The organism is Janthinobacterium algoris (genome assembly GCF_051380935.1).
Classification (GTDB): Bacteria; Pseudomonadota; Gammaproteobacteria; order Burkholderiales; family Burkholderiaceae_D; genus Janthinobacterium.
Window position 1 is genome coordinate 87,616 of record NZ_JBNYXZ010000012.1, and the last position, 24,844, is coordinate 112,459.

Sequence of the window (24,844 nt, forward strand, 5' to 3'; positions counted from 1 at the left end):
CGCCAGCGACGTGTTTCACGCGCCAGCGCACGGTCAGGCTGACTTTCGGGCTAAACGATTTACGCTGGTTCAAGGACGCAGCAGATTATCCACTTCCGTCCTGGCCACTTCCAGGCCGGCCGTGCAAGCCGTCTCGGGCGCCGCATAGCCGCCCAGGGTGCGGCTGCGCGTGATCGCTTGCGCCGCGCTCTCGCCCTCGCGCTGCAGGCGGTAGGTAAAATCCCATAAATCGTCGTTATCCTTTTGCGGGGTCACCGAAATCGTAAAACCGCGGTACTGTTCGCTGCGTGCAGTGATATCGTTCATGAATTCCTCCTTGGAAGAATGAGGTTACCACGCAGCAAGCGCCAGGCTGCGCACAACTGTGATGGGTGCATGCGTGCTTACTTATCTGTTTTTCGCATGTTCAATGTCAATTCTCAACATTTTTTTAGCGCACACTGGCGATATAATGCCTTTCCCTGTCCGTTCCTTACCCGTCCCTTGCCGCCGCGATGACCCCACAAATCCAAGCTTTCTTCGACCCCGCCACCGCCACCGTCACCTATGTCGTCTACGCAGCGGATGGCCAGGACTGCGCCATCATCGATTCCGTGCTCGACTACGATCCCAAGGCGGGCCGTACTTCGACCACGTCGGCTGACAAGGTGGTCGCCTTCGTGCGCGAACACGGCTTGCAGTGCCGCTGGCTGCTGGAAACCCATGCGCATGCCGACCACCTGTCCGCCGCGCCCTACCTGCAGCAGCAGCTGGGCGGCGACGTGGCCATCGGCGCCGCTATCCGGACGGTGCAGCAGGCGTTCGCCGCCGTCTACCACCAGGATGACGCCAAGGCCGACGGCTCGCAGTTCGACCAGCTGTTCGCGCCCGACCAGGTGTTTCATATTGGCAAGTTGGAAGTGCGCGCCCTGCACGTTCCCGGCCATACGCCGGCCGACCTGGCTTACCAGATCGGCGACGCCGTCTTCGTCGGCGACACCCTGTTCATGCCGGACGTGGGTTCGGCCCGCTGCGACTTTCCAGGCGGCTCCGCGTCCCTGCTGTACCGCTCCGCGCAGCGCCTGCTGGCGCTGCCGCCGCAGACGCGGCTGTTCATGTGCCACGACTACCCACCCAACGGCCGCGCGCCGCGCTGGGAAGTGACGGTGGCCGAACAGCGTGCCGGCAACATCCACTTGCGCGACGGCATCACGGAAGAACAATTCGTGGCCATGCGCACGGGCCGCGACGCCACCCTGGAGATGCCGACCCTGATCCTGCCCGCCATCCAGGTCAACATCAACGCGGGCAAGCTGCCCGAGCCGGAAGACAACGGCGTACGCTACCTGAAGATACCACTGAACGCGATCTGATTCCCCCGGCACGCCCCCCCCGCTCCTCCTTTCTTGACACCACGCAAGTCCCGCTTCAGGCAATCCGCATATAGTGCAGATTGCCTGAGCTTGCTTGGGCGCAGCTGTTTCTGCTTTCCCATCCTGGAGGGAGCGCCCGCATGTCGCCCGCCCCTACGCTCGATACCAATTGCATCCTGCTCGCCGAAGCTGAAGGCACGACCTTGTTCAGCCATGCGTTGCTCAAGGCCGTCACGCGCTTGCCGCGTCCCGGCACCATCATCTTTGTGCACGGCGTCAATTCCGACGGCGAATGGTATGACCAGACCGAACAAGGCCTGTGCGACGGCCTGAATGCCCGCCTGAAGCGCCGCCATGAAGACTTGGTGATACCTGGCCCGGCCGCCGGGCAGATGCAGGCCGCCACTTACGCACGCGAATTGACGGATGACGACTTCCTCAATCCCAAGCGCAACGCCACTACCTTCTTGCTGGCTGACCATGGTAATTCACCCGTGATCCGCTTTCGCTGGGGCTACAGGGCCAACGGCGAAGAGTTGCAGGCATTTGGCGACGGCATCTATCTCAACGAAAAGAATTACTGGGGCGGCGGGCCGTTCGCCAACGGTTGCAGCGCCCTGCCTGACCTATGGGGCCAGGGCTTGTCCGAAGAACTGTTCCTGTGGATGCATATCCAGCACATGAACCCGACGAATGACCGGCAAGTGTATGCCTGCCCGCCGCGCCCGTATTTCGTGTTTGCCGCCTGGCGCCTGGCGCGGCTCGTGCAATCGATCAGGGCGTGCCAGCAGGATGCGGCCTTTGTCGACGAGTTCAGCGCCAATCGCAAGCCTGAACGCAAGGACAGCTATACGGCCGCCTTCGACCGCGCAGACTACGGCTTGCATGGTTCCACCTATGGCAGGGTCAGCCTGTATTTTAATCCGCACGACCAGGTGATTTCCGCCACGCCCGTCCAAGGCATAGGCTGGCGCGGCATGTCGGCGCAGGAAATTGCCGATACGGGCGGTGACGGCGTCTTCACCCAGCGCGTGTTTGCGCAAAATCACCTTGTCGGCCAGGAAAATGAAAAGGACTACGATATCTGGCAGCGCAATGGCCAGCCCTTGACACCGGACAGCATCGATTTCTGGTACCCGCATTCGTTGGTCGCCGAATACTCGATCGAAAAGGGCATGCGGGCCAGCAGAGGCATAGGGCGCAAGATACTGACCTTTTTGTTCGCGCCCATCGTCATCATTCTCGCCAAGACTGCCGGCACGCGCATCAACGCCCTGCCGCCCAAGGCCTGGTTGCTGCCGATGAAGGCACCCAAACTGCCCGAGGCATTCCTGGCGCGTTCGAAGCGCTTTGCCGACACCGGCGAACAATTTGACGAGGACTGCGATGCCCCGGCCGACTCCCTGCACAAGGACCGCGCCGCCGAAGCCGATGACGCGTATGCTCCTTACCGTTCCCAGGGCAAGGGCGATGCGCAAGCCATGGCGGCAAGAAGGAGTCCGATATTGGCTACGTCATCCACGACGCCATCCGGACCCTGCCCACCTCCTCCGACCGGCTGGGCCAGCTGGCGCAGGCGCTGACCCTGGAAGTGCCGGACTTCGACTTCCTGCCGCAAACCTTCAACACGCCGGCCCTGCTGGGCGAAATGGGCGCCGGCACGGCGTTGACCAACGTGGCCCTGGGCATCGCCCATGCAAACCATGTCGGCAAGCCCGTGCTGGTGGCGGGCACCAGCGATCTTGACAGCGTCACGGGCGTGCTGGTCGCGCCGCCGAGCACGGTGCGCCCCATAGCCCACGACAAGCCGTGGTTCCGCGCGCGCGGCGAAAACAATGCCTACTTGCCGTGGTGGGGCATCCGCCACGATGCGGCGGCTGATATGCAGGGTTACTCGAAGTAAAGAGGCAAGCGCCCCCTTACTCCGACTGCTCCGGCGCACGCCCGATCTCGCCGTCGATATTGGCCAGGAACCAGGCCAGCGACGACATCAGCGCCACGTTGCGCTTCAGGTTATCAGGGTTGACCTTGTCCAGCGTGTCGGCCGGCGTATGGTGATAGTGGAAGTAACTGTGGCTGTCGACCAGCGGCTCGAAACTGGGCACGCCGCCCGTTTCCAGGCGGTGCAAGTCGCCCGTGCCCAGCGCGTCGCGTCGCGTGAACGCGTGCGCGCCCATGGGCTGCAGGGCGGCACGCAGCGGGGCGAAGAGTTTTTCCGACTTCGGTCCCACGCTGGCGAGGATGCCGAACGGGCGCCCGGCGCCACTGTCCATCTCGATGGCCGCATATTGCTTGCCCAGCGCCTGCTTGTGGGCCTCGAAATACGCCTGACCGCCGCGCCCGCCGTTTTCCTCGTTCATCCAGGCGATCACGCGGATGGTGCGGCGCGGGTGGTAATCGAGCTTTTTCAGGGTTTCCAGCACGCCCATGGCCGCCACCACGCCGGCGCCGTCGTCGTGCGCGCCCGTGGCCAGGTCCCATGAATCGAGGTGGCCCGAGACCACCACCACTTCGTCAGCCTTGTCCGTGCCCGGCCAGTCGGCAATCACGTTGTAGCTGTCCGCGTCCGGCAGGTTTTGCGGCGTCAGGGTCAAGTGCATTTTCATCGGCCCACGCGCAGCCAGGCGGCCCATCAGCAAGGCGTCTTCCACCGTGACGGCGGCGGCGGGAATGCGTTTATTGTCGTCCAAGCCCGTGGCGCCCGCGTGTGGAATGCGAAAATCGGCGCCACCGACCGAACGCACCAGCGCGGCAGCCGCCCCCAGGTCGGCCGCCGTCTTCGGACCAAGGAAGCGCGCGCGCGAGCCCTGGCCATAGGTGACGCCGGCCAGGCCGCGCTCGGCCATCTCCTGGTCGAACGGCGTATCGATCAACACGATGGCGCCCTTCACTTCCGACGCGCGCGCCTTGAGTTCTTCCAGGCTCTTGACGATAATGAGGGACGCCGTCAGGCCGGCAGCCGGGGTGGCGCCCGAGCCGCCCAGGGCGGTCAGCACCACGCGCTGCGACACACCCTGCGGACGGCCCGCGTAATCGACGATTTCCGCCGTTTCCACGCCGCGCACCCAGTGCGGCACTTTCACCGGCTGCAAGGTGACTTTCGCGCCCAACTGGCGCATGGTGTCGGCTACCTGCTGCACGGCGGCGGCGGCGCCGGCGGAACCGGACAGGCGTGGGCCGATCAAATCCGTCATGTCGGCCAGGCGGGCATATGCCCAGTCGCTTTGCAGCGCGGTGTCGCGCACCTGCACCAGCGCTTGCGGCGTATTGCCTGGCGCGGCGGCAAAGGCGCCGGCGCTGACGATGCAGCCAAGGGCAAGGGATAAAGCGGAACGGCGCAGTGGCGCGCCAGTCAGGATGGTATGCATATGAATTGAGTTCCAGTCAACAAGGTCGAAGCGGGTGCGCCGTGGCCATTGGGCAAGGCGTGGCGTTCTACGATAGCGTATTTATTCTGGCGTTGCAGCAACTTTACGGGAGCGATTGCCTATTTCCCCCATAGTCGATTACCATGCAGATCGTGATCGCTACCGGATACCGCCATGCTCAAGGGAACTCTTTGCACCATACGGCATTTGACCGCCGCCGACCTGAATACCTATATCGCGCTGACCAATGATCTGCCCGCGCGCAATGAGTTCTTTTCCATGCATTTCAAATCGCCCGAAGCGATTCGGCGCGAATTCATGCAGACGGGCCTGGTCACGGAGGATAGTGAACTGTTTCTGATTGAAGACCATCATCAGCACATCATCGGGTCGATCACGCACTTCAAGGGCCGCACCCCGGCTTGCCGCGAAATCGGCTACCGCCTGTTCGACCCCAAGTGGGGCGGGCGCGGTTACGGTGGCGAGGCGACGCGCCTGGTGGTCGACTACCTGTTCAAGGCCTATCCCTACCACCGCCTGGAATTGCTGATGGACCCGCAAAATACGGCTTCCGAGCGCATCGCGCAAAGGTGCGGCTTTACAGAGGAAGGCGTGAAGCGCCAGGCCTTTTTCATCAATGGCGTCATGCGTGACGTCAAAATGTATAGCCTGCTGCGTCCGGAATGGCAAGCGCATGCGCCTAGCGTGTTCGGCTGAAAACTGTTACCACGCCGCCCTGATTGTAATAAGTTGTATTAGACGTGGAACAAGCGGTGGGCAGCGGATATAGTCCAGTTCATGCAGATCATTGTGATCTCGCCGGAATGGAAGGAAATGCCATGTTGAACAAGAAACTCCTGGGTGCGGTAATGGTAGCGGCAGTGGCTGTGTCTTCGGCCGCAGTCGCCGGTGACCGCGACTTCAATACCGTTGCAGGCGCCGTCGTCGGAGCGGCTATTGGCAATAGCACCGGTGGCCGTAACGGCGCAATCGTCGGTGGCGTGCTTGGCGCCGCCGTCGGCAACAGCATCAGCACGAATGAGCGCTCTTACGACCGTGGCGGCTATCGCGGCGGTTACCGTGAAACGTATTATCAGCCCTCACCACAGCCCGTCTATTACCAGCCTGCGCCTCAGCCCGTTTACTACCAGCCTGCGCCGCAGCCTGTGTATTACGCACCGCCACCGCGCTACTACGGCCCGCCTGCTGTCGTCTACGTGCAACCGGGCCGCGGCTACTACCGCGACCATGGCCACCGCGATTACTATGACCGCGGCCGCGGCCACGGTCATGGCTGGGGCCATCGCCGCTGATCGGCACCCGCCACCCTCTAAAACCTGCGCCAGCCTGCTGCCGCAGGTTTTTTTATGCGACAAGCAAGGTATCACCGACGCACAATTTCGGCTAAGCTGTCCCCCATGATCAACATTGCTGACCGCCTGGACCGCTCCAACCGATGCATTTACTCAAAGACGCGCTAGACTTCGGCCCCTGGCTTGATGCCGCCGCCGGCAGCAGCGTGGGTGCCGGCACCGTGCCGCGGCGCGAAAACCAGGATAACTTTCTGCTGATCGATGCCAGCGGTCATGCCGTCTGCCTGTCGCGGCAGGCACCGTTCCACTGCCAGGTACCGGGCTGGCCGCCCGGCCATGTGCGCGCCGCCGTGCTCGACGGCATGGGCGGTCACGGCCAAGGGCGCGAGGCGGCGGAAGCGGCCGTGCAAGGCTTGCTGGCCGTACCGGCCTGCCTCGACACGGCCAGCCTGGCAGCCAGGCTCGACGCCTTGCACACGCGCTTGCAGGACGGTTTCGCTAGGGACGCGCCAGCCCAGGCGCGTCCGCCCGGCACCACCCTGACCTTGCTGGAAGTGCCACCCGGCGAAGCGCCGCTGCTGTATCACGTGGGCGATTCGCGCCTGTATGAACTGGTCGACGGCGCGGCCAGCGTCCTGACCGTCGACCACGTGCCGGCCACCGTGTATGCCATGCGCGGCGCGCTCGACGAAACGCGCTGGCGCGCCGCCGTGCATGGCGAGCACCATCCGCAAATCTCGCAGGCATTCATTTTAGGCAACGCCATCAGTGACAGCTTGCAGCTCGACAAACCGCTGCGCGGCCTCGATGCATCCACCTTGCCGCCTTTCCTGGCGCACCTGGGAGACCGCCGCGTGCTGCGTGTGCGCCCTGGCGCCCATTATTTGCTGGCCAGCGACGGCTTCTGGGCCTGCGAGGATCCGCTGGCACTTACGGGCCGTTGGCCCGCCTTGTGTGCCGGCAAGACTGCGGCACAGGCTGTCAGCGCCCTGTTTGACGACTTCCTCGCCCACCCACCAAAGGGCTTGCACAGCGACAACATTACCTTGCTGGTGCTACGCTTCGATGCGGCGTTCACCGCCCCAGGCGGCTAGCTGTCCAATAGCCGGCCGTCGCCGACACGGCCGACAGCACGCTACCCCAAGCCATGTCGATCACCGTCAGGGTCAGCGGCCAATCACGCAAGGTCGCATAGTTACTCAGATCATAGGTGCCGTAGGCAAGCAACCCCAGCAGCGCGCCCAGCGCTGCCGCCGTGCGCCCGCGACGCGCGCGCAGTCCGGGCAAAATGGCAAAGACCAGCAGTCCCGCCACGTACAGCAGATAAAACAGCGTGGCCGGCGCCCAGCGCGGCGTGTCCGCCAGCAACGGCCCCAGCGCCGCGGCGTACACGGACTTCATCAGTACCGCCAGCCACAAAGCATCGATGGATAGAAACACACACAAGGTGGCGCCATAGGCTATGGCAAGCTGAAGCGGGCGTTGGGCAGGCATGGTCATCTCTCGGCGTCAGGCAGCGTTAGGGGAACAGTTGCGCCAGCATAATGCAAAACGCCTGCAGGCCCGCATAGCGGACGTAAAAATACGTCACCGGCGCGCACGCGCATTGATGGGAGTGCAATTTCATGAAATATCAAAAAAACATATCCAAAAAGATATAAAATATGTTTTATGGCAATAGTTTCCATGACATATAGGGCGAGGTGTGACCAGGGACATGAATTTGGGCAAAAAGAGCACATTCCGGCGCTGCGAAAGTTGCCAAGCAGGCGCAAAAGCGCGTAAGCTCTTAGGCAGAACAGAGGGCAAAATATCCCCGCTCGATTCGAGTCAGAATGTCATGAAAAAATGCAGCAACCCGGAGCACCCGCACTGTACGTTCTGGGTCTTGCCTGGGGATACAGTCTGTGCGGGCAACCACCCGCAAGCGATGACTGCTCCCAGCAGCTACGACCTGTTGACCGCACTGCGCAGCGCCCGTTCCGAGCTATCGGCAACGGCGCTTTCGCACGCCCCGGCCCATGACGCTGCCTTCCAAGCCGTGACCGGCCCTGTGCCGGCCTCCGTGGCGCCCCTGGCATTCACGCCAGTCCCCGTTGCCTCGCCAGCAGTTCCCCCCGTCTACCAGCCGGTGCAAGCCCATCTGCACATCAGCGGCTTCGATCCCCGTGCGGCAGGCGGGCGCCAGACATTGAAAATGGAATTGCGCGGCATGAGCGCCGCCTGCGCGCCACAGCTGACCTTGCGCCTGCGCTCGGACTTGATACCGCGCGGCGCCGTCCAGCATGATTTCGTGCGCACCACGCGCGGCGACTGGCGGCCCGTGTTTGTCGAGTTCTCCTCGCGCAACAAGGAACACGGGCAATACCAGATCGACGTCGAAGTCCACAGCCACCTCGATGGTGCCGTGGCGCAGAAATGGGTATGCACCTTCGTCATCCTGGTGCCGCGCCGCGACGCCACCCTGACGGAAATCCACCAGATATTCCTCAGCACGCACAAGAATGTGCGCGTGATGGCCGACGACGCCTCAATCGCGCGCGTGACTGGGGGCGACGGCTGCAACCTCGACGTGACGGCGCGCAATGCCGGCATTGCCCACGTGGATTTATCAGCGCCGCAAGGCAAGATAGACATGGGTTTTACCACCATCGCCTGGGATGAGGAGTTGATCGAAGTCGACCTGCCCGCCGCCAGCCACTGCCATCCGCACCCGAGCCAGGCTGCCTGTCTCGTCAATGCGGCGCCGGAAGCGGGCGAACAGCGCCAGATTCGCCTGTTCGCGCTGGAAGAATGCATGCTGGGCCGTTTCGAACTGGTGGACCCGGAAGCCGATGTGCTGCTCAGCCATTTCAGTCCCGATGGCCAGGACAACAACGGCTTGACGCGTCGCCTGTCGGGCCGCCATGCCATTATCCGGCGCAGCCAGCAAGGCTTTGAAATCGAGGATGTGTCGCGCTATGGCTTGCTGCTCGACGGCGTGTGGCCCGGCAAGCACAAGCCCGTCGCCCTGCGTCTGGGCATGCGCATCGAATTGTCTGCCAGCATCAAGGGCATCGTCGTGCTCAGCGTCACGGCCCTGCTCGCGCACGGCGTGATCCTACACCGCATCGACCACGGTGCCCGCGCCGAATGCTTTTACCTGCTGCTGCCCGACACCCAGCCCACGCCGGCAAGCCACCTTGCCACGCCGCAGGCCAGCTGCCTTCCCGTGCTTTTCCACCGCAATGGCGGTTTCTGGCACCTCGATACCGCCAGCGGCAAGGAAACAGCGCTGGCCCCCGCCACCGCGCTCGACAAGCTCAGCGGCTTCGCGCGGCACAACCGCTTCGCCAGCGAACCGTATCCGGAATGCTGGATCATCCGCACCGAGGGTGCTGCCCTTTGCGATAACGCCCTGACCGCCTGACACAACGACGCCTCGCACCTCCCTGCTCGCTAGCGGGGAACGAGCACAAGAAAAATCATCGACAGGCCGAATATAAACACCGCTTCCAGCGTAAACACGATGGCGGGAATCTGTAATTCGCGCGGGATTTTCATGGCAATACCTCTTCAAATCATGCGACTGCTTTCAGCATAGCGCCCCCTGCGCCAATTGCATTATCAGCCGCACAACACACTTGACCAACCAGCATGACATGCCGAGTTCGCTGGCAAGACTATCGTGACACATAATTTAACAAATTATCGCCAGATATTCTGCAAATAGCACCCCTCCACGCCCCTGAATACTGTATATTTATCCAGTTAATATCCCTTGCATTTCACAAAGCGCCCGCATGGCGTTTTACATTTTCTATGGCTTCCAACAAAGCGCATCATGCGACCGGTTGGGCTGCTGGCGTGATCGCCGCAGCCCTGGTCGCACACGCTGGCGCCGGTGGCCCCTATCAAGTGCTGAGCATGCTCGCCTTTGTCATGGGGGCGCTGGGCGGCACGGCGCCGGACTGGCTGGAAGTGGCCTGGTGGGCGCGCACGCACCGGCTGTGGATCACGCACCGCACGTGGACCCACTGGGGCCTGGCCTGGATCGCCCTGCTCGTCTACACGTATCTGCAATTGCCGCACCACCTCTGGGCGCCGCCCCTGTTCGGCTTTGCTGCCGGCGGCATCATGCATTTGCTGGCCGACTGGCCCAATCCGCTGGGCGTGCCGTGGATTTTCCGCCGCCACTCGCTGCGCTGGTGGAAAAGCGGCCGCCACGACATCATCGTCATCATCGCCGCCTGGCTGGCCGCCACCGTCGTGGCCGACCACGTGTTTTTCGATGGCATCCACCTGCGGCGCACCCTGTTGGCGTTCGACAGCCTGCTGCACTGGTCCGCCACCGCCCTGCAGCAAGCCTGGGCAAATCTGCAACAGTGGCAGCTGCGCTGGCGCCTGGGCGGCGACGCCAATTGACGTCAGAGGCGTGGCAATGTGATAATGAGTATCATTCTCAAACAGCCCAGCCAGCCGGCGCCCCGCGTTCCGTCAGCCCAGCTCATCCCTTGCCTGGAGATCGCAGTGAGCACCGTCAGTCCCGTCCATGCCATCCACATGAAGAATCTGTACAGCGAGCATCACGGCTGGCTGTATGGCTGGCTGCGCGGCAAGCTGGGCAACCGCGCCGAGGCGGCCGACCTGGCGCAGGATACGTTCTTGCGCCTGCTGGGCAAGCGCGACGCGGTGCCCCTGCGCGAGCCGCGCGGCTACTTGGCGACGATTGCGCGCGGCTTGCTGATCGACCGCTACCGGCGCCAGGCGCTGGAGCAAGCCTACCTGGAAGCGCTGGCGCAGCAAGCGGAACCGACCACGATCTGCGCCGAAACGCACGCCATCATCATCGAAACCCTGCTCGCCATCGACCGCCTGCTCGACCGCCTGGGCGCGCGCACGCGGGCCATCTTCCTGCTGGCGCAAATCGAAGAGCTCAGCTATGTGGACATCAGCCGGCGCCTGGGCGTATCCCTGCCAACCGTCAAGAAACACCTGGTGCGCGCCTATACGGAATGCCTGATGCTGGCGGCCGGCTGATGCTCGGCCCCTCCCCTTCCATTCCCATCGCCCGCAGCATACTGGCCGCCGCTGCCCACTGGCATGTGGAAATCCAATGCGGCAGCGCCGACCCGGCCGCCCTGCAGGCATGGCGCGACGCCAGCGCCGAGCATGAACGGGCCTGGGACTTGCTGCAGCGCATGGACGGCCAGTTGGGCACGATACCTGCAGCGCTGGCGATTCCCGCACTACAGGCGGCGCAGCAGCGCCGGCGCGCGGCCGCCAAGATACTCGCGCTGCTGGTGACGGCCGGTGGCGGCATCGCGCTGGGCCAGGCGGGACTGCAATCCGGCCCATGGCAAGCCCTGACGGCGACCTTGCGCACGGCGCCGGGGCAGCGCCGCCACGTCACGCTGGCCGATGGCGGGCGCATGGAGGTAAATACGGATAGCGCCCTGGATGTCGCTTACAGCGCCACGCAGCGTCGGATCCGCCTGCACCAGGGCGGAATCATGATCACGACGGCGCCCGATCCGCGCCCCTTCCTGGTCGACACCCCGCACGGCGTGCTCCGCGCGCTGGGCACGCGCTTCGGCATACGCTGCGACGGCGATGACAGCACCGTCAGCGTCTTTGAACACGCCGTGGAAGTGCGCTGCGCTGCGCGCCCGGATGCTGTGCGCCGCCTGGAAGCGGGACAGCAGTTGCGCTTTGGCGACACCGGCTTGGAAGCCGTGCTGGCCATGCCCGCGCATCAGGACAGCTGGCTGCGCGGCATGCTGGTGGCCGCCGACTGGCCGCTGCAACAACTGGTGCAGGAGCTGGCGCGCTACCGGCGCGGATGCCTCATTTGCGACGCCAAGGTGGCGCAGCGTCCCGTCACAGGCACCTACCGCCTCGACGATATCGACGCCGTGCTGGAAAGCCTGTGTGCCTCGCACGGGCTGCAAGTGACGTACTTCACGCGCTACTGGGCCACGGTGTCGGCCCGGCCGGCCTAATTATTTTCAGTTTTTTTGCGCCAGGGGTTGGTGTTTTGATGCGCTGCTTCGGCTTGATAGATAAGAAGCCAATTCATCCGCCATTTTCTTATCCCTTAGAGCAGAAAGACCGAGCATGCAGCTGACCACCCCCGTACTCCATCCCGCCGCGCGCGCCATCCGCCTGGCCGTCATCGCCATGGCGTGCGCCGCCCCCGCCGCCTTCATCGCCGCACCCGCCCTGGCACAGGGCCAGGCTGCCGCTGCAGCACCGCAAGGATACGCCGTGCAAGCCGGCCCGTTGGCCACCGCCCTTAACGATTTTGCCGTCGCCGCCGGCGTCAGCCTGTCGACCGATCCCGCGCAGACGCGGGGCCTGCGTTCGCCCGGCGTGCGCGGCAGCTTCAACGTCAGCCAAGGCTTTGCCCAGGTGCTGACCGGCAGCGGCCTGGAAGCGGTGCAGTTGCCGAACGGCGCCTACGTGCTGCGCCAGGCGGCGCCATCCTCCGCCTCGGCTGCCGACGTGGAAAAGACCATGGCGCCCGTGACCGTCAGCGCCAGCATGGAGCGCGACCCTGTCAGTGAACACAGCAACTCGTACGCGGCGCGCGCCGTCACCGTCGGCAAGGGCGTGCAAACCCTGCGCGAGATTCCCCAATCCGTCAGCGTCGTCACGCGCCAGAAAATGGATGACCAAAACCTCAACACCATCGACGCCGTACTGGCCAATACCACCGGCATCACCATGTACGACAGCCCCATGGGCGGGCGCTACGTATATTCGCGCGGCTTCATGGTCGAGACCTACCAGTTCGATGGCGTCAACCGCGCCATGTTTTACCCGCAGGCGAACAGCTTTACCAGCAATACGGCCATGCTGGATCGCGTGGAAATCGTGCGTGGCGCCACAGGCCTGCTGCAGGGCACGGGCTCGCCGGGCGCCGCCATCAATATGGTGCGCAAGCGCCCGCTGGCAGAAAAGCAGGTGCAACTGGCGCTCAGCGCGGGCCGCTGGAACGACGTGCGCGGCGAAATCGACGTCACTGGTCCCTTGAACGAATCGGGCAGCATCCGTGGCCGCGCCGTGGCCGCGCACGACCAGCGAGACTATTTTTATGACGTGGCCGACAGCCGCACCGACGTGCTGTACGGCGTGCTGGAATTCGATCTGGCGCCGGGCAGCAAGCTGACGACGGGCACCAGCCATGAAAAACTGCACTCGACGCCGTTCTTCTCCGGCATGCCCCGCTACCTCGATGGCAGCGACCCGAAACTGCCCCGCTCGACCTTCCTCGGCGCCGACTGGAACCGCTGGGACAGCCGCCAGACGGCCGTCTTCGCAGAATTCGAACACCGCTTCGACGCCGACTGGGCCCTCAAGGCCAGCGCCAACTACACGCGCGAGCAGCATGACGTGAAATACATGTTCAACCTGGGCGCGCTCAATCCCGCCACCCTGGCCGGCATGATGATGTACGCCGGCGTGTTCGACTACGGCACCACCAACAAGGGCATCGACCTGTCGCTCGATGGCAAATTCAACGCCTTCGGACGGCGCCACGGCTTCAGCGCCGGCATCAGCACGAACCGACTGGAAAGCGACAGCGATTACAGCCTGGCCATGATGAAGCTGCCCAATAGCGCGCTGCAACCCAATCACGGCGTAGCGGAACCGAGCGATACCTGGATACGCAAGGAAAAGTATGGCGGCGCCCACAGCCTGACAACCATGACGCAAACGGGCGCGTATGGCGTGGCCCGCTTCAGCGTCAGCGATCCGCTCACCGTGGTGGCCGGCGCGCGCGTGTCAAACTACAAATCGAGCAGCGTGTACCGCGACACGGGCGAAGTGTATCTCGATCCGTACCGCGAAAACGGCGTCGTCACGCCGTATGGCGGCGTTATCTACGCGTTTGACAAGCGCTGGTCCGGCTACGCCAGCGTCTCCGACATCTTCCAGCCGCAAAACCAGCGCACGGCCGAAGGCGCCCTGCTCGACCCGCTGAAGGGCCGCAACCTGGAAGTGGGCGTGAAAGGCGAACTGTTCGACGGCAAGGTCAATACCTCGCTGTCGCTGTTCCGCATCGAGCAGCGCAACCGCGCCGAGGCCGACCTGGTCAATATCTGTACCAGTGGCACGGAGTGTTATTTCTCGACGGGCAAGGTGCGCAGCGAAGGCGTCGATGCGGAAATCAGCGGCGAAGTGGCGCCGGGCTGGCAGATGTTCGCCGGCTATACCCTGAACAACTTCAAGTACCTGGACCAGACGTCGATTGTGGGCGTGATGTTCGCCAGCACCTACTCGCCGCGCCACATGCTGCGCGCGTGGAGCGACTATCGCCTGTCCGGCGCCCTGCAAAAGTGGAGCGTGGGCGGCGGCGTGAACTTTCAGACGGAGAGCTCGCGCACCACGCGCGACGTGAAGGTGGCGCAAGGTGCGTACGCCTTGTGGAGCGCGCGCGCCGCCTACCAGATCGACCGCAACTGGACTGCATCGCTGTCCGTGACGAACTTGCTCGACAAGCGCTACTACCAGACGGTGAGCGCGCCTGCGTGGGGCAATTTCTATGGCGAGCCGCGCAAGGCCGCATTGACCCTGCGCGCGCGCTTCTAAACGCTGTCAGGTCGCCGGGCGCAGGGGCGCCTTCGGCAGCGGGATGAATTCCGTCTCGCCCGGCACTTGCCCCATGCGCTGGGCGCTCCAGTCCTCGGCCGCCTGCGACAAGCGCTCCTTGCTCGACGAGACGAAATTCCAGAACAGGAAGCGGTGGCCGTCCAGCGGCTCGCCGCCGATCACGACGAATTGCACCGGGCCGCTGCCTGCCGTCACGACAGGTGCGGCACCCGCATCGAGCAAGGCCATGGTGTGCGGCAGCAGCGCCACGCCATCGACCAGCACTTCCCCGCTGATCGGATACACCGCCGCTTCCGGCGGCAAGCCCTCAAGGCGCAGCTCGCGCCCCGCCTGCAGCGCCACGTCCAGGTACAAGGTCTGCATATAGGTACGCACGGGCGAAGTCTGGCCAAAGGCCGTGCCGATCAACACCTTCACCACGGCGCCATCGAGCGGCACGACGGGAATATCGGCTTGCGGCGTGTGCTTGAAACTCGGCTCGTCTTCTTCATGCGCCTTCGGCAGCGCGGCCCACAGCTGCAAGCCGTGCGTGCGGTGCGGCTGGCCGGCCAGGTCGTGCGGCGTGCGCTCGGAATGCACGATGCCGCGCCCGGCCGTCATCCAGTTGATGGCGCCCGGTTCAATGCGCTGGTAGGAACCGATGCTGTCGCGGTGATTGATCGCGCCCTCGAACAGATAGGTAACGGTGGCCAGGCCGATATGCGGATGGGGGCGCACATCGTGGTTGGCGTCGGGCGCCACGTCGATGGGGCCGAAATGGTCAAAGAAAATGAAGGGACCGACGGCCTGCTTGACGGCGGAGGGCAGCAAACGCCGCACGACAAAGCCGCCACCGAGATCCTTTTCATGGCTTTTCAGGATGGCCGCGCTCATGCCAGCACCGTCGTCACTTCGGTGGTCACAGCCGTCATCAATTTATGCAGCGGGCATTTGCCGGCTGCGGCCAGCAATTCCTGGCGCTGCGCATCGCTCAAGTCACCGCTCAGGTGCAGGGTGGCGGCCAGACGGTACACGCCCTTGCGCTCTTCGCTGGCATCGCGCTCGGTCGACACTTCCACGTGCTCCAGCGGAATGCCCTTGTGTTTGGCGTACCAGACGACGGTAAGCGCCTTGCAGGCCGACAGGGCCGCGTCATACAGGTCGTGCGGCGAGGGGCCGGCATCGCCGCCGCCCTCTTCCACCGAGGCGTCGGCGGAAATGATGTGATCGCGCACGTGCACGATGTGGCGCATGGCTTGCGACTGGTCGCGGATGGCTTTGATGGTCATGACATTCCTTGGTGCGTTTGGAAAGCCACAATTTACACCGTTTGCCCGCTTTGCGCAGCCTGCTCCCCGGGCGCCAGGCTATTTGATACGGAACACGGCGTCAACCGTCTGCCCCATCTTCAGGCTGGTGACCATCAGCATGTCGTCGGGATTTTGCCGCTGGCGGCTGTTCGCGCGCTGGTAGCGGTCGGACGGCACCAGGCCCACCGCATTGCCCAGGTTTTTCAGCTGGTCCGACGAGATGCCGGCCACGGCGCCGGCGCGCTTGCCGAAGCCGCGCGCCATGGCATCGGCCTTGCGCTGCGCATCCTTGACGGCTTCGCCCATCAGCTCTTCTTCCAGGCGGATGCGTTCGGTAGCGCCGAAGGTGACGGCAAACGCATCGAGGTTGGGCATGGCCAGCAGCGGACGCATGACGGCGGGCCATTTCGACAAATCGGCCACATTGATATGCACGCTCGCCTTGATCAGGTATTGCGGATTGGCGGGGTCTTGCTCGGCGCCCTTGCGGATTTCCTTGCGCACGTCGCGCACCTCGATGCCGGCAGCCGCCTCGGGCAAGCCCTGCTCCACCAGCAGCGCCTTGATTTCCGTGATGCGCGTCTGCACCAGGACCGTGGCCGCTTCGGGTGAGGGGTCGAAAACGCTGACATCGAAATCGATCTCGCCCAGGTCCGGCGTGACAAAGCTGAACGCCGTGCCCGTCGCATGGATGAAGGGGTAGCCGGGTAAATCGCCGGCAGCGGCAGCGATGGGCAGGCAGGCGAACAGCAAGGACAGCAGGCGGCGTTTGAACACGGACACTCCGGCACAGTTAGGGAGCATGAAGTATCCGTCAATATGAGTGATATAACAATGAATTAATCGAGCGTGCGCGCCACCCTGAAACCGACGATATCGTTCGACAGCACGGTGGAAAAGCCGTTGCGCAGGGCCGAGCGCAGGTAGCGCGGGTGGTACAGCCAGGAGCCGCCGCGCAGGATGCGCCGGCTGCTGTCGCTGCCCTCTTCCCATGCGCTGCCATCGACGGGCGCGCCTTCGTAACTGTCGTGCACCACATCTTGCACCCATTCCCACACATTGCCATGCATGTCGAACAGGCCCCAGGGATTCGGTGCGAAGCTGCCCAACGGGATGGTGCCGCCCCGGTACACGCCCCGCGGGCCGCCGTTGTAGACATACAGGCCATCGTAGTTGGCTTGCTCGGTGCTAATCGTGTCGCCCACGTTGAAGGCCGTGCGCGTGCCAGCGCGGCAGGCGTATTCCCACTCGGCCTCGCTGGGCAGGCGGTACTGCCGGCCGGTGCGTTCGCTCATCCACGCCAGGTACAGCTGCGCGTCATTCCAGCTCACGCCGACCACCGGGTGCTGGTCGTTCTGCACGAAACCGGGATTGTCCCAGTCCGTTTCAGAACCGCCCGCCCACTGCGTCGCGTTCACGAAAACGCGCCATTCACCCACGCTGACGGGATGGCGCGCCAGCGCGAACGGGCGCGAGATGCCGACCCAGTGCTGCGGCGTCTCGCGCTCCAGCCAGGCCTGTTGCGAGCCGGCCTGGATGGCGGCCTTGTGTTCCGTCTCGTGCGCACCCATCTGGAAGCGGCCACTGGGAATGAGCACCAGTTCCGGCCCCTGCCCCGAGCCATCGAGGAAATCATCGCGCAAGATGCCTTCGGCATTCGCCACCTGTTCCAGTTCTGGCGCCGGCGCAGGCGCGGATGCCGGCGCAGGGACAGATGCGGCGGCGCGGCTGGCCTCTTCCCTGCGCGCCCGTTCCTGCTCGGCGCGGTAAGCCGCCTCCGCCTTGGCGACGATAGCCTTGCGCTGCAATTCCTGATGTTCTTGCAAGGCGGTGGCGGCATCGGCTTCGCGGCGCGCGCGCAACTGGCCGCGCAGCGCTTCCTTGCGCAGCTTGCGCGCCTCTTCCGCTTCGAAATGGCGCTGCGCCTCCTGTTCGCGGCGCAGTTTGTCCTGCCGCTGCTTTTCCAGCGCGGCCGCCTGGATTTCCGCCTTGCGCCGCTGGTCCAGTTCTTCCTGGCGTATCCGTGCCCGTTTGATCTCTTCCTCGCGGGCCTGTTCGGCGGCCAGCGCCGCCTGCCGTTGTTGCTGCGCCTGCTGCGCCGCGCGCGCCTGCTGCTGGCGCGCCTGTTCCGCCAGTTCTTCGGGCGACGGCCCGGCAGCGCGCTCCAGCCCTTCCAGCAAGGCTTGCACCGATTGCGGCCGCAGCTCCGCCGTCAAGGAAAAAGCATTCTGCAAGACTTGCCACTGTTGCGCGTTGAGCGCTTGCGGTGCCGACGGCAAATGGCTGGCGCTGCGCGCATCGTCGAACGGCATGCGCCCTTCGAGCATCTGGTAAATCATCACCGCCACCGCATACACATCCAGGCGCGGGCTGGGCTGGCGCTGGTTGGCGCCTGCCTCGGGCGCCCGATAACCGTGCGTGCCGGCGTTCGGCATGTCCAGCGCCAGGCTGCTGTCCGCATTGCGCACGCGTGTAGCGATGCCGTAGTCGAGCAATTTGACGTCGCCTTTCGCCGTCAGGAAGACATTGCCCGGCTTGATGTCGCGGTGTACCAGCTTGTGCTTTTCCCACGCATACGACAGGGCGTCGGCCACCGGCTGCAGCAATTCCTGCACCCTGGAGAGCGGCAGCGCACCCTGGCGGCCCAGGTAGTGCTCGAGGTCTTCGCCATCGAGGCATTCCATGATGATGAAATAGCTGGCCGTGGCCGGGTCCTGCGCCCATTCATAGACGCGCACGATGTTTTCATGCGCGAGTTTGCGCGCCTGGGTGGCTTCCTCGATCAGCAGCTTGGCATGCGTGGCGCTTTGCGTCAGTTGCGGCGGCAAAATCTTCAGCGCCACCATTTCGCTGCTGCCCAGCTCCGCGTGCGTGGCCAGGTCCGTCGCTTGCCACACCTGCCCCATGCCGCCCGTGCCGATCAACCGTTCGAGCCGGTAACGGCGGTTTTGCGGACCGATTTCCTGGCCCGTCATGAAGCCCAGTTCCGTGCCCTGGCGTACGGGCAGCGGCGCGGCCACAGGGGCGACGCCCGGCGGCGCATATTCGGCGTCGAGGATGGCGTTCTTGCGGCGTTCAAAGTCCTGCTCGCTGAGCAGCCCGTCGTCGTGGAGGGCGCGCAATTCCCGCAGTTTGTCTCGTGCTTTTTGCATCATCTGGGGTGAAACGCTTCCATCAAGGCTGCAGGGCGACGCCACAGGCGGCGCAGAATTTATCTTCCGGATGACCCGCGCGCTGCGCATGGCCGTTCTTGCAGCGGGCCGGCGCGGCAGCGGCAGAAGCCGCGCCAGGTTGCAGCGCCTGCGCCACGGCCACGCCCAGCTGCGCCTGCGCCGACAGGCCATGGCTGTGCGCCGCATTCTGCAGGTTGATCAGATCGAGCTGCTGGCGCCGTTCGCGCTCGGCCTGGCCTTCCAGGTAGTTGCGCTCCTGCGCCACGCTGTCCTGCGCCATGCGCATGGCGTCGAGCGGCGCGACGCTGTTTTCGGCTGCCGCCAGCGCCGCCAGCGCATGAATCTGTTCGGCGCTCATGCCCGCCTGCAGCTGCACCTTGAGCACTTGCGCCAGCGCGGCCGCGTTCTGCCCGGCGGCCATGGCCACCTTGCCCGTGTCGCTCAGGGAGCCGATTTTCTCGATGCGGTCGATGTCGATGCGCGCCAATTCAGCCGCATGCGCCTGCTGCGCCAGCAGGGCTTCGTATTCGCCCTTCCAGCGCGCGTAATCGCTTTCGCGCTGCTGCGCCATGGCCAGCAAGTCGCGCTGCCATTGCGCTTCCTGTTCCAGCTGGCGCAGTTGCTGGCGCTGTTCCTCGATGGCCAGCGCGTCGAGTTGCGCCAGTTGCGACTGCTGCTGCAGCTGGCGCGCATGCACGCCGTCGGCCTCGATGGTGCGCAGCAGCTTTTCCTGCTGCGCGATGGCGTCCTCGCGCGCGCCGCCGCGCCGCAGCACCGCCACTTTTTCCGCGATCTCCGCCGCCTGCACCTGGGCCGCTTCATCCTTGTGCGCCTCGGCGCGCAGCAGTTCGCGCTGGCGCGCCAGCTGCATCTGGTCTTCCCACTCCTGCACCCGCTCGGCCTCGCGCTTGCGCGCCGCATTCGCCAGCATCAGGCCCTGCCAGGCGGCCTGGTGCTGCTCCGCCTCCAGCTGCGCCTCGCGCTGGGCCGCATCCGCTTGCGCCTGGCGCAGGCGCGCCAGCTGGGTGCGGCGTCCGGTCTCGTCATCGATCAGCAGCGCGCTCTCAATTTGCTGCGCGATCGACTGCAAGTGGACTTGATGGGTAAAGCGCTGCTGCGCCAGCTGGATCTGTTCGCGCCCATGCAGCTGCGACAGTTCCAGCTCGCTGCGCATCTTGATGGCGGCCAGCGCGCGCACGTGTTCCCAGTTGGCCGCTTCATCGGCGCGCTGCGCGCCCTTTTGCGCCAGTTCCTGTTCCAGTTCACCCAGCGTCAGCGCGGCGCCATGGTCGAGCGCCTGGCGCCGCGATTTCGCTTCCAGGATGCGCCCATACAGGTCGATCTGGCGCCCGCGCAGCGCTTGCAGGCGCTCCGCTTCCTGGTGCCCCAGCTCCGCTTTTTCCAGCGTCGCATCCTGCTGCAGTTCGGCGCGCCGGTGCGCATGGCGCGCCGCCAGTTCTTCACGGCGGATGCGCTGCCACTCTTCCTCGTCATACAGCTGGTCGAGCTGCTTCATGCGTTCCAGGCTGTGCTGTTCCAATTCCTGCGCCGGCAAGCCGCCCAGCCACAGGGTGCCAATGGCTGCGTCGCCGTTGCCCTCGCGCTTGTCGTGCCGCAGGCTGAGGGTTTCCACGCGCGCCACGGCCAGGCCGCTGGGTGCCAGGCGCTGCGTCAGGGCCGATTGCAGGCGTTCGTTCAATTCGGGCCGCAAGTCGGCATTCGCGTCCATCTCGCGCAATGCGCGGCTGCCAATGAACTCCAGCGCAATCTGGCGCACGGACGGCAGCAGCAAGGCGTGCAGGTGGGCGCGCGTGACGGCGCCCGGCGCACGCATGAACTGGCGCGCGAACGCATCGGGCTGGCCCAGCGCGATATCCACGCGCAGGGATGCGGCAATGCCCAGCAGCTCGGTGCTGGGCAGGCCGGGCAAGTCGAATTCCAGGCTCACTGCGTCGGCGCGCGCGATCAGCACTTCGGCCGGGCGCGCCGGCAACAGCGCCGGCAGGCGCGCAAAGAAGCTGGCGCTGTCGTAGTCACCGGCCGGTATCACGGTGAAAGCGTCCGATTGCACGATCCAGGCGTGCGACTCGGCGGGCACCTGCAGGCGGCGCGCAGCGCTGCCGAACAGCGAGGACAGTTCGCGCACGCCAAAGAACAGGGCTAGTTGCCCGTCAGCAAGGTGCCAATGATTGGCATGCAGCACCGCATCGCTGTCGGGGGCGCCCAGCGACAAGCCGCATTGCGCGCAATAGCCGGCGGCGGCGCCGTTCTTGTGCTCGCAGCGCGGGCAGCGGGCGCCGCCAAAACCAAACAATTGGAACATGTGTGACTCCTGATGAGAATGATTGTGTGCGCAAGTGTGCGCAACACGGCTGCCATGCCGATTCTAGCAGGACAGCTGGCGCAGCACCTGCCGCGCGCCGCGCGTGCGCAACACGGCGCACAACAGGCGCACAACACTGTGCAGTGTCGAATAATGCCATAGGGCAAGTGCATTCATATGCAGGGATACAGGGATAATTAGGCCTCAATTCAAGCGGTCGCTTGCCGGCGCCGTGCGCAGGCATTTCAGCGCCGTTTTTTTGCAGGCCATCCCGCCAAAACCACGGCTGGTCGCATCTGCATGGCGTAACGGCGCGCGCCTGGCTACAGTGCAGACATACCCACCCGCCCACCCGAAAGGAACGATCATGAACACGCCAAAAAACGCCTTGAAAAACATGGAAGCCATCTTCACCGTCGCCGTCGCCATCGCCTGCGGCGTCAGCTACGCCAGCTTTGTCCAGCCACAGGCCGAGCAAACCGCCGCTACCGCGCAAGCGAGCGCCATCCCCGTGGTGGTGGTCAGCGCCAAGCGCCTGACGGAACAGGAAAAGAAAACCTCGCTGATCGAGGAACGGCAAGCCTTGCTGGGCAATGCTATCGCCAGCACGCTGTGAGCCAGCCATGCTGACGCCACGCCGCCTGGCGCACCACGGCTAGCTGCCGCGCCAGGCCGCCATTTGTATCCGCCACGGATACACGGACACACAGTATTGTGTCAATTGTAATAAGTTGAATCAAAGACGAAAAACCGCCAGCAAGCGCCTATAGTCCATTTCACGCAATCACCGAAATGGAGCACACCATGAAACCCATCACACTCTACGCAGCAGCCATGCTTGCCATCAGCACCGCAGCCTTCCTGCCCGTGCAGGCGATGGCACAGAATCAGCTCGGCGTCAGCATTGTCGTCGGCAACGCCCCGCCTCCGCCACGGTTTGAAAGCGCGCCCGCGCCGCGCGCCGGCTATGTCTGGGCGCCCGGTTACTGGAACTGGGATGGCCAGCGCCATGTCTGGACCGGCGGCGAATGGCTGCGCGAACGCGGCGGCAACCAATACCGCCGCGCCGCCTGGACACAAGAGAACAAGCACTGGCGCCTGGATCGTGGCGGCTGGGTCGCCGCGCAAGTGCAGCCCGTGCGCTATGACGAGGTCCGCATCGCCCCACCACCGCCGCGCCGCGAAGCCATCCCGCGCGCCCGCCACGGCTACCTGTGGGCGCCCGGCCACTGGGAATGGCGCAGCCAGCGCTACACCTGGACCCCCGGCGTGTGGATCGCCGAACGCCCCGGCTATGCATATGCGCCGCCCGCCTGGAACCAGCGCGATGGCCGCTGGCAGATGGAGCAAGGCCGCTGGTCGCCACGCGGTCCGAACGGCGACCGCGACCGCGACGGCATCCCCAACCGCTATGACCGCGACAATGGCAACCGCCACGACCGCGACGGCGATGGCGTACGGAACCGCGACGATCACCGGCCAAACAACCCGAACCGCAGCTAATACGCGGCTGTAGTACCCACCAAGGCCACCCATCGCGGTGGCCTTGTCATTTTCCGGACATATCTGTGTATTAAAATCGCGCGACGATCAATTACACTGCGCGAGAAAGATTCACGATGGCGATGGAAACTGCCGGCTTTACCTACGGCTCGGATACCTCGGGCCTGGTCTGGGGCTTCCTGTTTGGCCGCGAGACGCAGCCGCTGGCGCTTGACTCGATGGCCGCACTGGCCTGGCTGGACGATGGCGCAGCCCGTCCGGCGCAGGAATTTGTCTGGCTGCATTTCAATTTATCACATGCCGCCAGCGAAAAATGGCTGATGACGCATACGCAGCTGGCCGATGAATTCTATGAAACCCTGCACCAGGGTTCGCGTTCCACGCGCATCGAACAGGCGGAAAACACCCTGATCGCCGTGGTCAACGATGTGGTGCACAATTTCTCGTTCGAAGCGTCCGACATTTCCACAATGTGGGCCAGCGTGGCACAAAATCTCGTCATTACGGCGCGCCGCGCGCCGCTGCAGTCGATCGAGCGATTGCGCCAGGCCGTCATCAAGAACCACGAGCCGATCCGCTCGTCGGTGGAACTGCTGATCCATTTGCTGCGCGACCAGGCCGACGTGCTGGTCAACATCGTGCGCGATGCCGTGGCGCGGGTCGACGATATCGAAGACCACTTGCTGGCCGGGCGCCTGGTGCCCAAGCGCGAAGACCTGGGTGCCATGCGGCGCGTGCTGGTGCGGCTGCAGCGCCTGCTGGCGCCGGAGCCGGCAGCCCTGTTCCGCCTGCTGCAACGCCCGCCTTCATGGGTGTCGGAGCTGGACAGCCTGGAATTGCGCCAGTCGACGGAGGAATTTTCTGTGGTGCTCAGCGATATGTCGTCCTTGCAGGAACGCATCAAGCTGCTGCAGGAAGAAATTGCCGCCAGGGTCAACGAGGAAAACAGCCGCAGCCTGTTCGTGCTGACCATCGTCACCGTGCTGGCCTTGCCGATCAATATCATCGCCGGCATGCTGGGCATGAATGTGGGCGGAATTCCGCTGGCCGAGCACCCACAGGGCTTCTGGATCATCGTTTCCATCATCGTCACGTTTACCGTCGTGGCGGGATGGCTGGTGGTGCGTGTGCAGCGCAATAGTTGATGATTGGACACACGGTTTGGCAGGCGAACGGCAGGCGCCGTCCGCCGTCACAGCTTAACGGTGGTATTCGCCGGCCCGTTCAGGCTGATAAACGATTTCCTCGATCTTCACCTTCACCACGCCGCCGGGCATGGGCCAGGCGATGCTGTCGCCGACAGACAGGCCCAGCAGTGCACTGCCGACCGGCGCCAGCACGGAAATGCGCTCGGCCTTGCCCTCCACATCTTTTGGATACACGAGCGTCAGGCAGAATTCCTCCTTGTTTTCCACTGTGAAGCGCACGGTGGAATTCATCGTCACGACAGTGGGCGGTATTTCTTGCGGCTCAAGCACCTCGGCACGGCCCAGCTCATCGAGCAAGGCGGCCTTGTCTGGCGACAAGTTATTTCCCAAGGCATACAACAACGCTTCCAGTCGTTCCAGGTCTTGTGACGACAAAATAATTTTTGGCTTTTTTTCCAAGATATCCTCACTATTGATCATTAGGGCGACGTCCGGCTTTGCTGGCGGCTGTTTACTTGGCCGCGGCAGACAAAACAAACAGCATCAGAACGTCCATCATCTGCGGATTATGGACGAACTCGCGGAGCAAGGCCATAGCGTTCTCGCATTCCTCATTAAAATTTATTAAAATCAATGACTTGCAATGGCACATACAAACAAAAAGTTAATCCGTGCCCGGATGAATGGAAGCAATCAAGTTATTCTTCATGACATTTTGTTTGCCGTCAGCATGTTTTTAGGAAAAAAAACCCGCCGGCAAAAAAAGGATTAAAATTCAGA

At 64.0% G+C, this 24,844-nt stretch carries 23 protein-coding genes; 14 read left to right on the forward strand and 9 right to left on the reverse strand.

Annotated elements, in window-relative coordinates; translation table 11 throughout:
• Positions 1 to 69: 69 nt before the first annotated feature.
• Positions 70 to 306, reverse strand: a complete 237-nt coding sequence (locus tag ACQ4W7_RS18390; RefSeq protein WP_426070260.1) for a hypothetical protein — start codon at positions 304 to 306, stop codon at positions 70 to 72.
• 188 nt (positions 307 to 494) lie between these two features.
• On the opposite strand from ACQ4W7_RS18390, the gene ACQ4W7_RS18395 reads away from it, so the two are divergent.
• The 3 genes from ACQ4W7_RS18395 (at position 495) to ACQ4W7_RS18405 (ending at position 3,255) form a co-directional block, all read left to right on the forward strand.
• Entirely contained in the window at positions 495 to 1,352 is an 858-nt protein-coding gene (locus ACQ4W7_RS18395) for an MBL fold metallo-hydrolase (protein WP_426070261.1), read from the forward strand.
• Positions 1,353 to 1,492: 140 nt separating this feature from the next.
• On the forward strand, positions 1,493 to 2,935 hold the full coding sequence (locus ACQ4W7_RS18400; RefSeq protein WP_436532332.1) for a T6SS effector phospholipase Tle3 domain-containing protein: 1,443 nt from the start codon (positions 1,493 to 1,495) through the stop codon (positions 2,933 to 2,935).
• A complete protein-coding gene (locus ACQ4W7_RS18405; RefSeq protein WP_495542746.1) occupies positions 2,890 to 3,255 on the forward strand; it encodes a hypothetical protein in 366 nt (121 codons plus the stop codon). Before ACQ4W7_RS18400 ends, ACQ4W7_RS18405 begins: the two co-directional genes overlap by 46 nt.
• A gap of 16 nt (positions 3,256 to 3,271) precedes the next feature.
• Here ACQ4W7_RS18405 and ACQ4W7_RS18410 read toward each other — a convergent pair whose 3' ends face one another.
• Positions 3,272 to 4,720 (reverse strand): M20/M25/M40 family metallo-hydrolase, encoded by a 1,449-nt coding sequence (locus ACQ4W7_RS18410; RefSeq protein ID WP_436532336.1) that lies wholly within the window; start codon positions 4,718 to 4,720, stop codon positions 3,272 to 3,274.
• A gap of 174 nt (positions 4,721 to 4,894) precedes the next feature.
• Here ACQ4W7_RS18410 and ACQ4W7_RS18415 point away from each other — a divergent pair, with 174 nt between their 5' ends.
• The 3 genes from ACQ4W7_RS18415 to ACQ4W7_RS18425 all read left to right on the forward strand — a co-directional run bounded on the left by ACQ4W7_RS18415 (position 4,895) and on the right by ACQ4W7_RS18425 (position 7,127).
• Positions 4,895 to 5,437 (forward strand): GNAT family N-acetyltransferase, encoded by a 543-nt coding sequence (locus ACQ4W7_RS18415; RefSeq protein ID WP_426070265.1) that lies wholly within the window; start codon positions 4,895 to 4,897, stop codon positions 5,435 to 5,437.
• Between the two features lie 122 nt (positions 5,438 to 5,559).
• Positions 5,560 to 6,033 carry a glycine zipper domain-containing protein gene (locus ACQ4W7_RS18420; RefSeq protein ID WP_436532338.1) on the forward strand — a complete coding sequence of 158 codons (474 nt, stop codon included), beginning with the start codon at positions 5,560 to 5,562 and terminating at the stop codon, positions 6,031 to 6,033.
• A gap of 143 nt (positions 6,034 to 6,176) precedes the next feature.
• On the forward strand, positions 6,177 to 7,127 hold the full coding sequence (locus ACQ4W7_RS18425) for a PP2C family protein-serine/threonine phosphatase (protein ID WP_426070267.1): 951 nt from the start codon (positions 6,177 to 6,179) through the stop codon (positions 7,125 to 7,127).
• Here ACQ4W7_RS18425 and ACQ4W7_RS18430 read toward each other — a convergent pair.
• Entirely contained in the window at positions 7,108 to 7,527 is a 420-nt protein-coding gene (locus ACQ4W7_RS18430; protein WP_426070268.1) for a DUF2177 family protein, read from the reverse strand. The two genes, ACQ4W7_RS18425 and ACQ4W7_RS18430, sit on opposite strands and share 20 nt — an antisense overlap.
• A 436-nt stretch (positions 7,528 to 7,963) precedes the next feature.
• Between ACQ4W7_RS18430 and ACQ4W7_RS18435 the strand changes: the two genes are divergently transcribed.
• The 5 genes from ACQ4W7_RS18435 (at position 7,964) to ACQ4W7_RS18455 (ending at position 14,607) form a co-directional block, all read left to right on the forward strand.
• Positions 7,964 to 9,442, forward strand: coding sequence for an FHA domain-containing protein (locus tag ACQ4W7_RS18435; RefSeq protein ID WP_436532341.1), 1,479 nt, complete (start codon positions 7,964 to 7,966; stop codon positions 9,440 to 9,442).
• Between the two features lie 392 nt (positions 9,443 to 9,834).
• Positions 9,835 to 10,437 (forward strand): metal-dependent hydrolase, encoded by a 603-nt coding sequence (locus tag ACQ4W7_RS18440; RefSeq protein WP_436532343.1) that lies wholly within the window; start codon positions 9,835 to 9,837, stop codon positions 10,435 to 10,437.
• A gap of 138 nt (positions 10,438 to 10,575) precedes the next feature.
• The gene (locus tag ACQ4W7_RS18445; RefSeq protein ID WP_436532477.1) at positions 10,576 to 11,052 is read left to right on the forward strand and encodes a sigma-70 family RNA polymerase sigma factor; all 477 of its coding nucleotides are present in this window, start codon (positions 10,576 to 10,578) and stop codon (positions 11,050 to 11,052) included.
• On the forward strand, positions 11,052 to 12,014 hold the full coding sequence (locus ACQ4W7_RS18450; protein ID WP_436532345.1) for a FecR domain-containing protein: 963 nt from the start codon (positions 11,052 to 11,054) through the stop codon (positions 12,012 to 12,014). The genes ACQ4W7_RS18445 and ACQ4W7_RS18450 overlap by 1 nt, the downstream gene beginning before the upstream one ends.
• Before the next feature lie 115 nt (positions 12,015 to 12,129).
• Positions 12,130 to 14,607 carry a TonB-dependent siderophore receptor gene (locus ACQ4W7_RS18455; protein ID WP_436532347.1) on the forward strand — a complete coding sequence of 826 codons (2,478 nt, stop codon included), beginning with the start codon at positions 12,130 to 12,132 and terminating at the stop codon, positions 14,605 to 14,607.
• 6 nt (positions 14,608 to 14,613) lie between these two features.
• Here the strand turns inward: ACQ4W7_RS18455 and ACQ4W7_RS18460 are convergent, their stop codons facing one another.
• The 5 genes from ACQ4W7_RS18460 to ACQ4W7_RS18480 form a co-directional block, all read right to left on the reverse strand.
• Positions 14,614 to 15,501, reverse strand: a complete 888-nt coding sequence (locus ACQ4W7_RS18460; RefSeq protein ID WP_436532349.1) for a pirin family protein — start codon at positions 15,499 to 15,501, stop codon at positions 14,614 to 14,616.
• A complete protein-coding gene (locus ACQ4W7_RS18465; protein ID WP_426070274.1) occupies positions 15,498 to 15,896 on the reverse strand; it encodes an OsmC family protein in 399 nt (132 codons plus the stop codon). The genes ACQ4W7_RS18460 and ACQ4W7_RS18465 overlap by 4 nt, the downstream gene beginning before the upstream one ends.
• A 78-nt stretch (positions 15,897 to 15,974) precedes the next feature.
• The gene (locus ACQ4W7_RS18470; protein ID WP_436532350.1) at positions 15,975 to 16,694 is read right to left on the reverse strand and encodes an SIMPL domain-containing protein; all 720 of its coding nucleotides are present in this window, start codon (positions 16,692 to 16,694) and stop codon (positions 15,975 to 15,977) included.
• A 62-nt stretch (positions 16,695 to 16,756) separates the two neighbouring features.
• A complete protein-coding gene (locus tag ACQ4W7_RS18475) occupies positions 16,757 to 19,072 on the reverse strand; it encodes an SUMF1/EgtB/PvdO family nonheme iron enzyme (RefSeq protein WP_436532351.1) in 2,316 nt (771 codons plus the stop codon).
• Positions 19,073 to 19,091: 19 nt separating this feature from the next.
• Positions 19,092 to 21,413, reverse strand: a complete 2,322-nt coding sequence (locus ACQ4W7_RS18480) for a coiled-coil domain-containing protein (RefSeq protein WP_436532353.1) — start codon at positions 21,411 to 21,413, stop codon at positions 19,092 to 19,094.
• Positions 21,414 to 21,780: 367 nt separating this feature from the next.
• Here ACQ4W7_RS18480 and ACQ4W7_RS18485 point away from each other — a divergent pair, with 367 nt between their 5' ends.
• The 3 genes from ACQ4W7_RS18485 (at position 21,781) to ACQ4W7_RS18495 (ending at position 24,061) form a co-directional block, all read left to right on the forward strand.
• Positions 21,781 to 22,029, forward strand: coding sequence for a hypothetical protein (locus ACQ4W7_RS18485; protein ID WP_426070278.1), 249 nt, complete (start codon positions 21,781 to 21,783; stop codon positions 22,027 to 22,029).
• 188 nt (positions 22,030 to 22,217) lie between these two features.
• Complete coding sequence (locus ACQ4W7_RS18490; protein ID WP_426070279.1) at positions 22,218 to 22,916, forward strand: YXWGXW repeat-containing protein; 699 nt, start codon at positions 22,218 to 22,220, stop codon at positions 22,914 to 22,916.
• Between the two features lie 116 nt (positions 22,917 to 23,032).
• On the forward strand, positions 23,033 to 24,061 hold the full coding sequence (locus ACQ4W7_RS18495) for a transporter (protein WP_426070280.1): 1,029 nt from the start codon (positions 23,033 to 23,035) through the stop codon (positions 24,059 to 24,061).
• A 54-nt stretch (positions 24,062 to 24,115) separates the two neighbouring features.
• Here the strand turns inward: ACQ4W7_RS18495 and rnk are convergent, their stop codons facing one another.
• Positions 24,116 to 24,523, reverse strand: a complete 408-nt coding sequence (gene rnk / locus ACQ4W7_RS18500; RefSeq protein ID WP_426070281.1) for a nucleoside diphosphate kinase regulator — start codon at positions 24,521 to 24,523, stop codon at positions 24,116 to 24,118.
• Positions 24,524 to 24,844 lie beyond the last annotated feature (321 nt).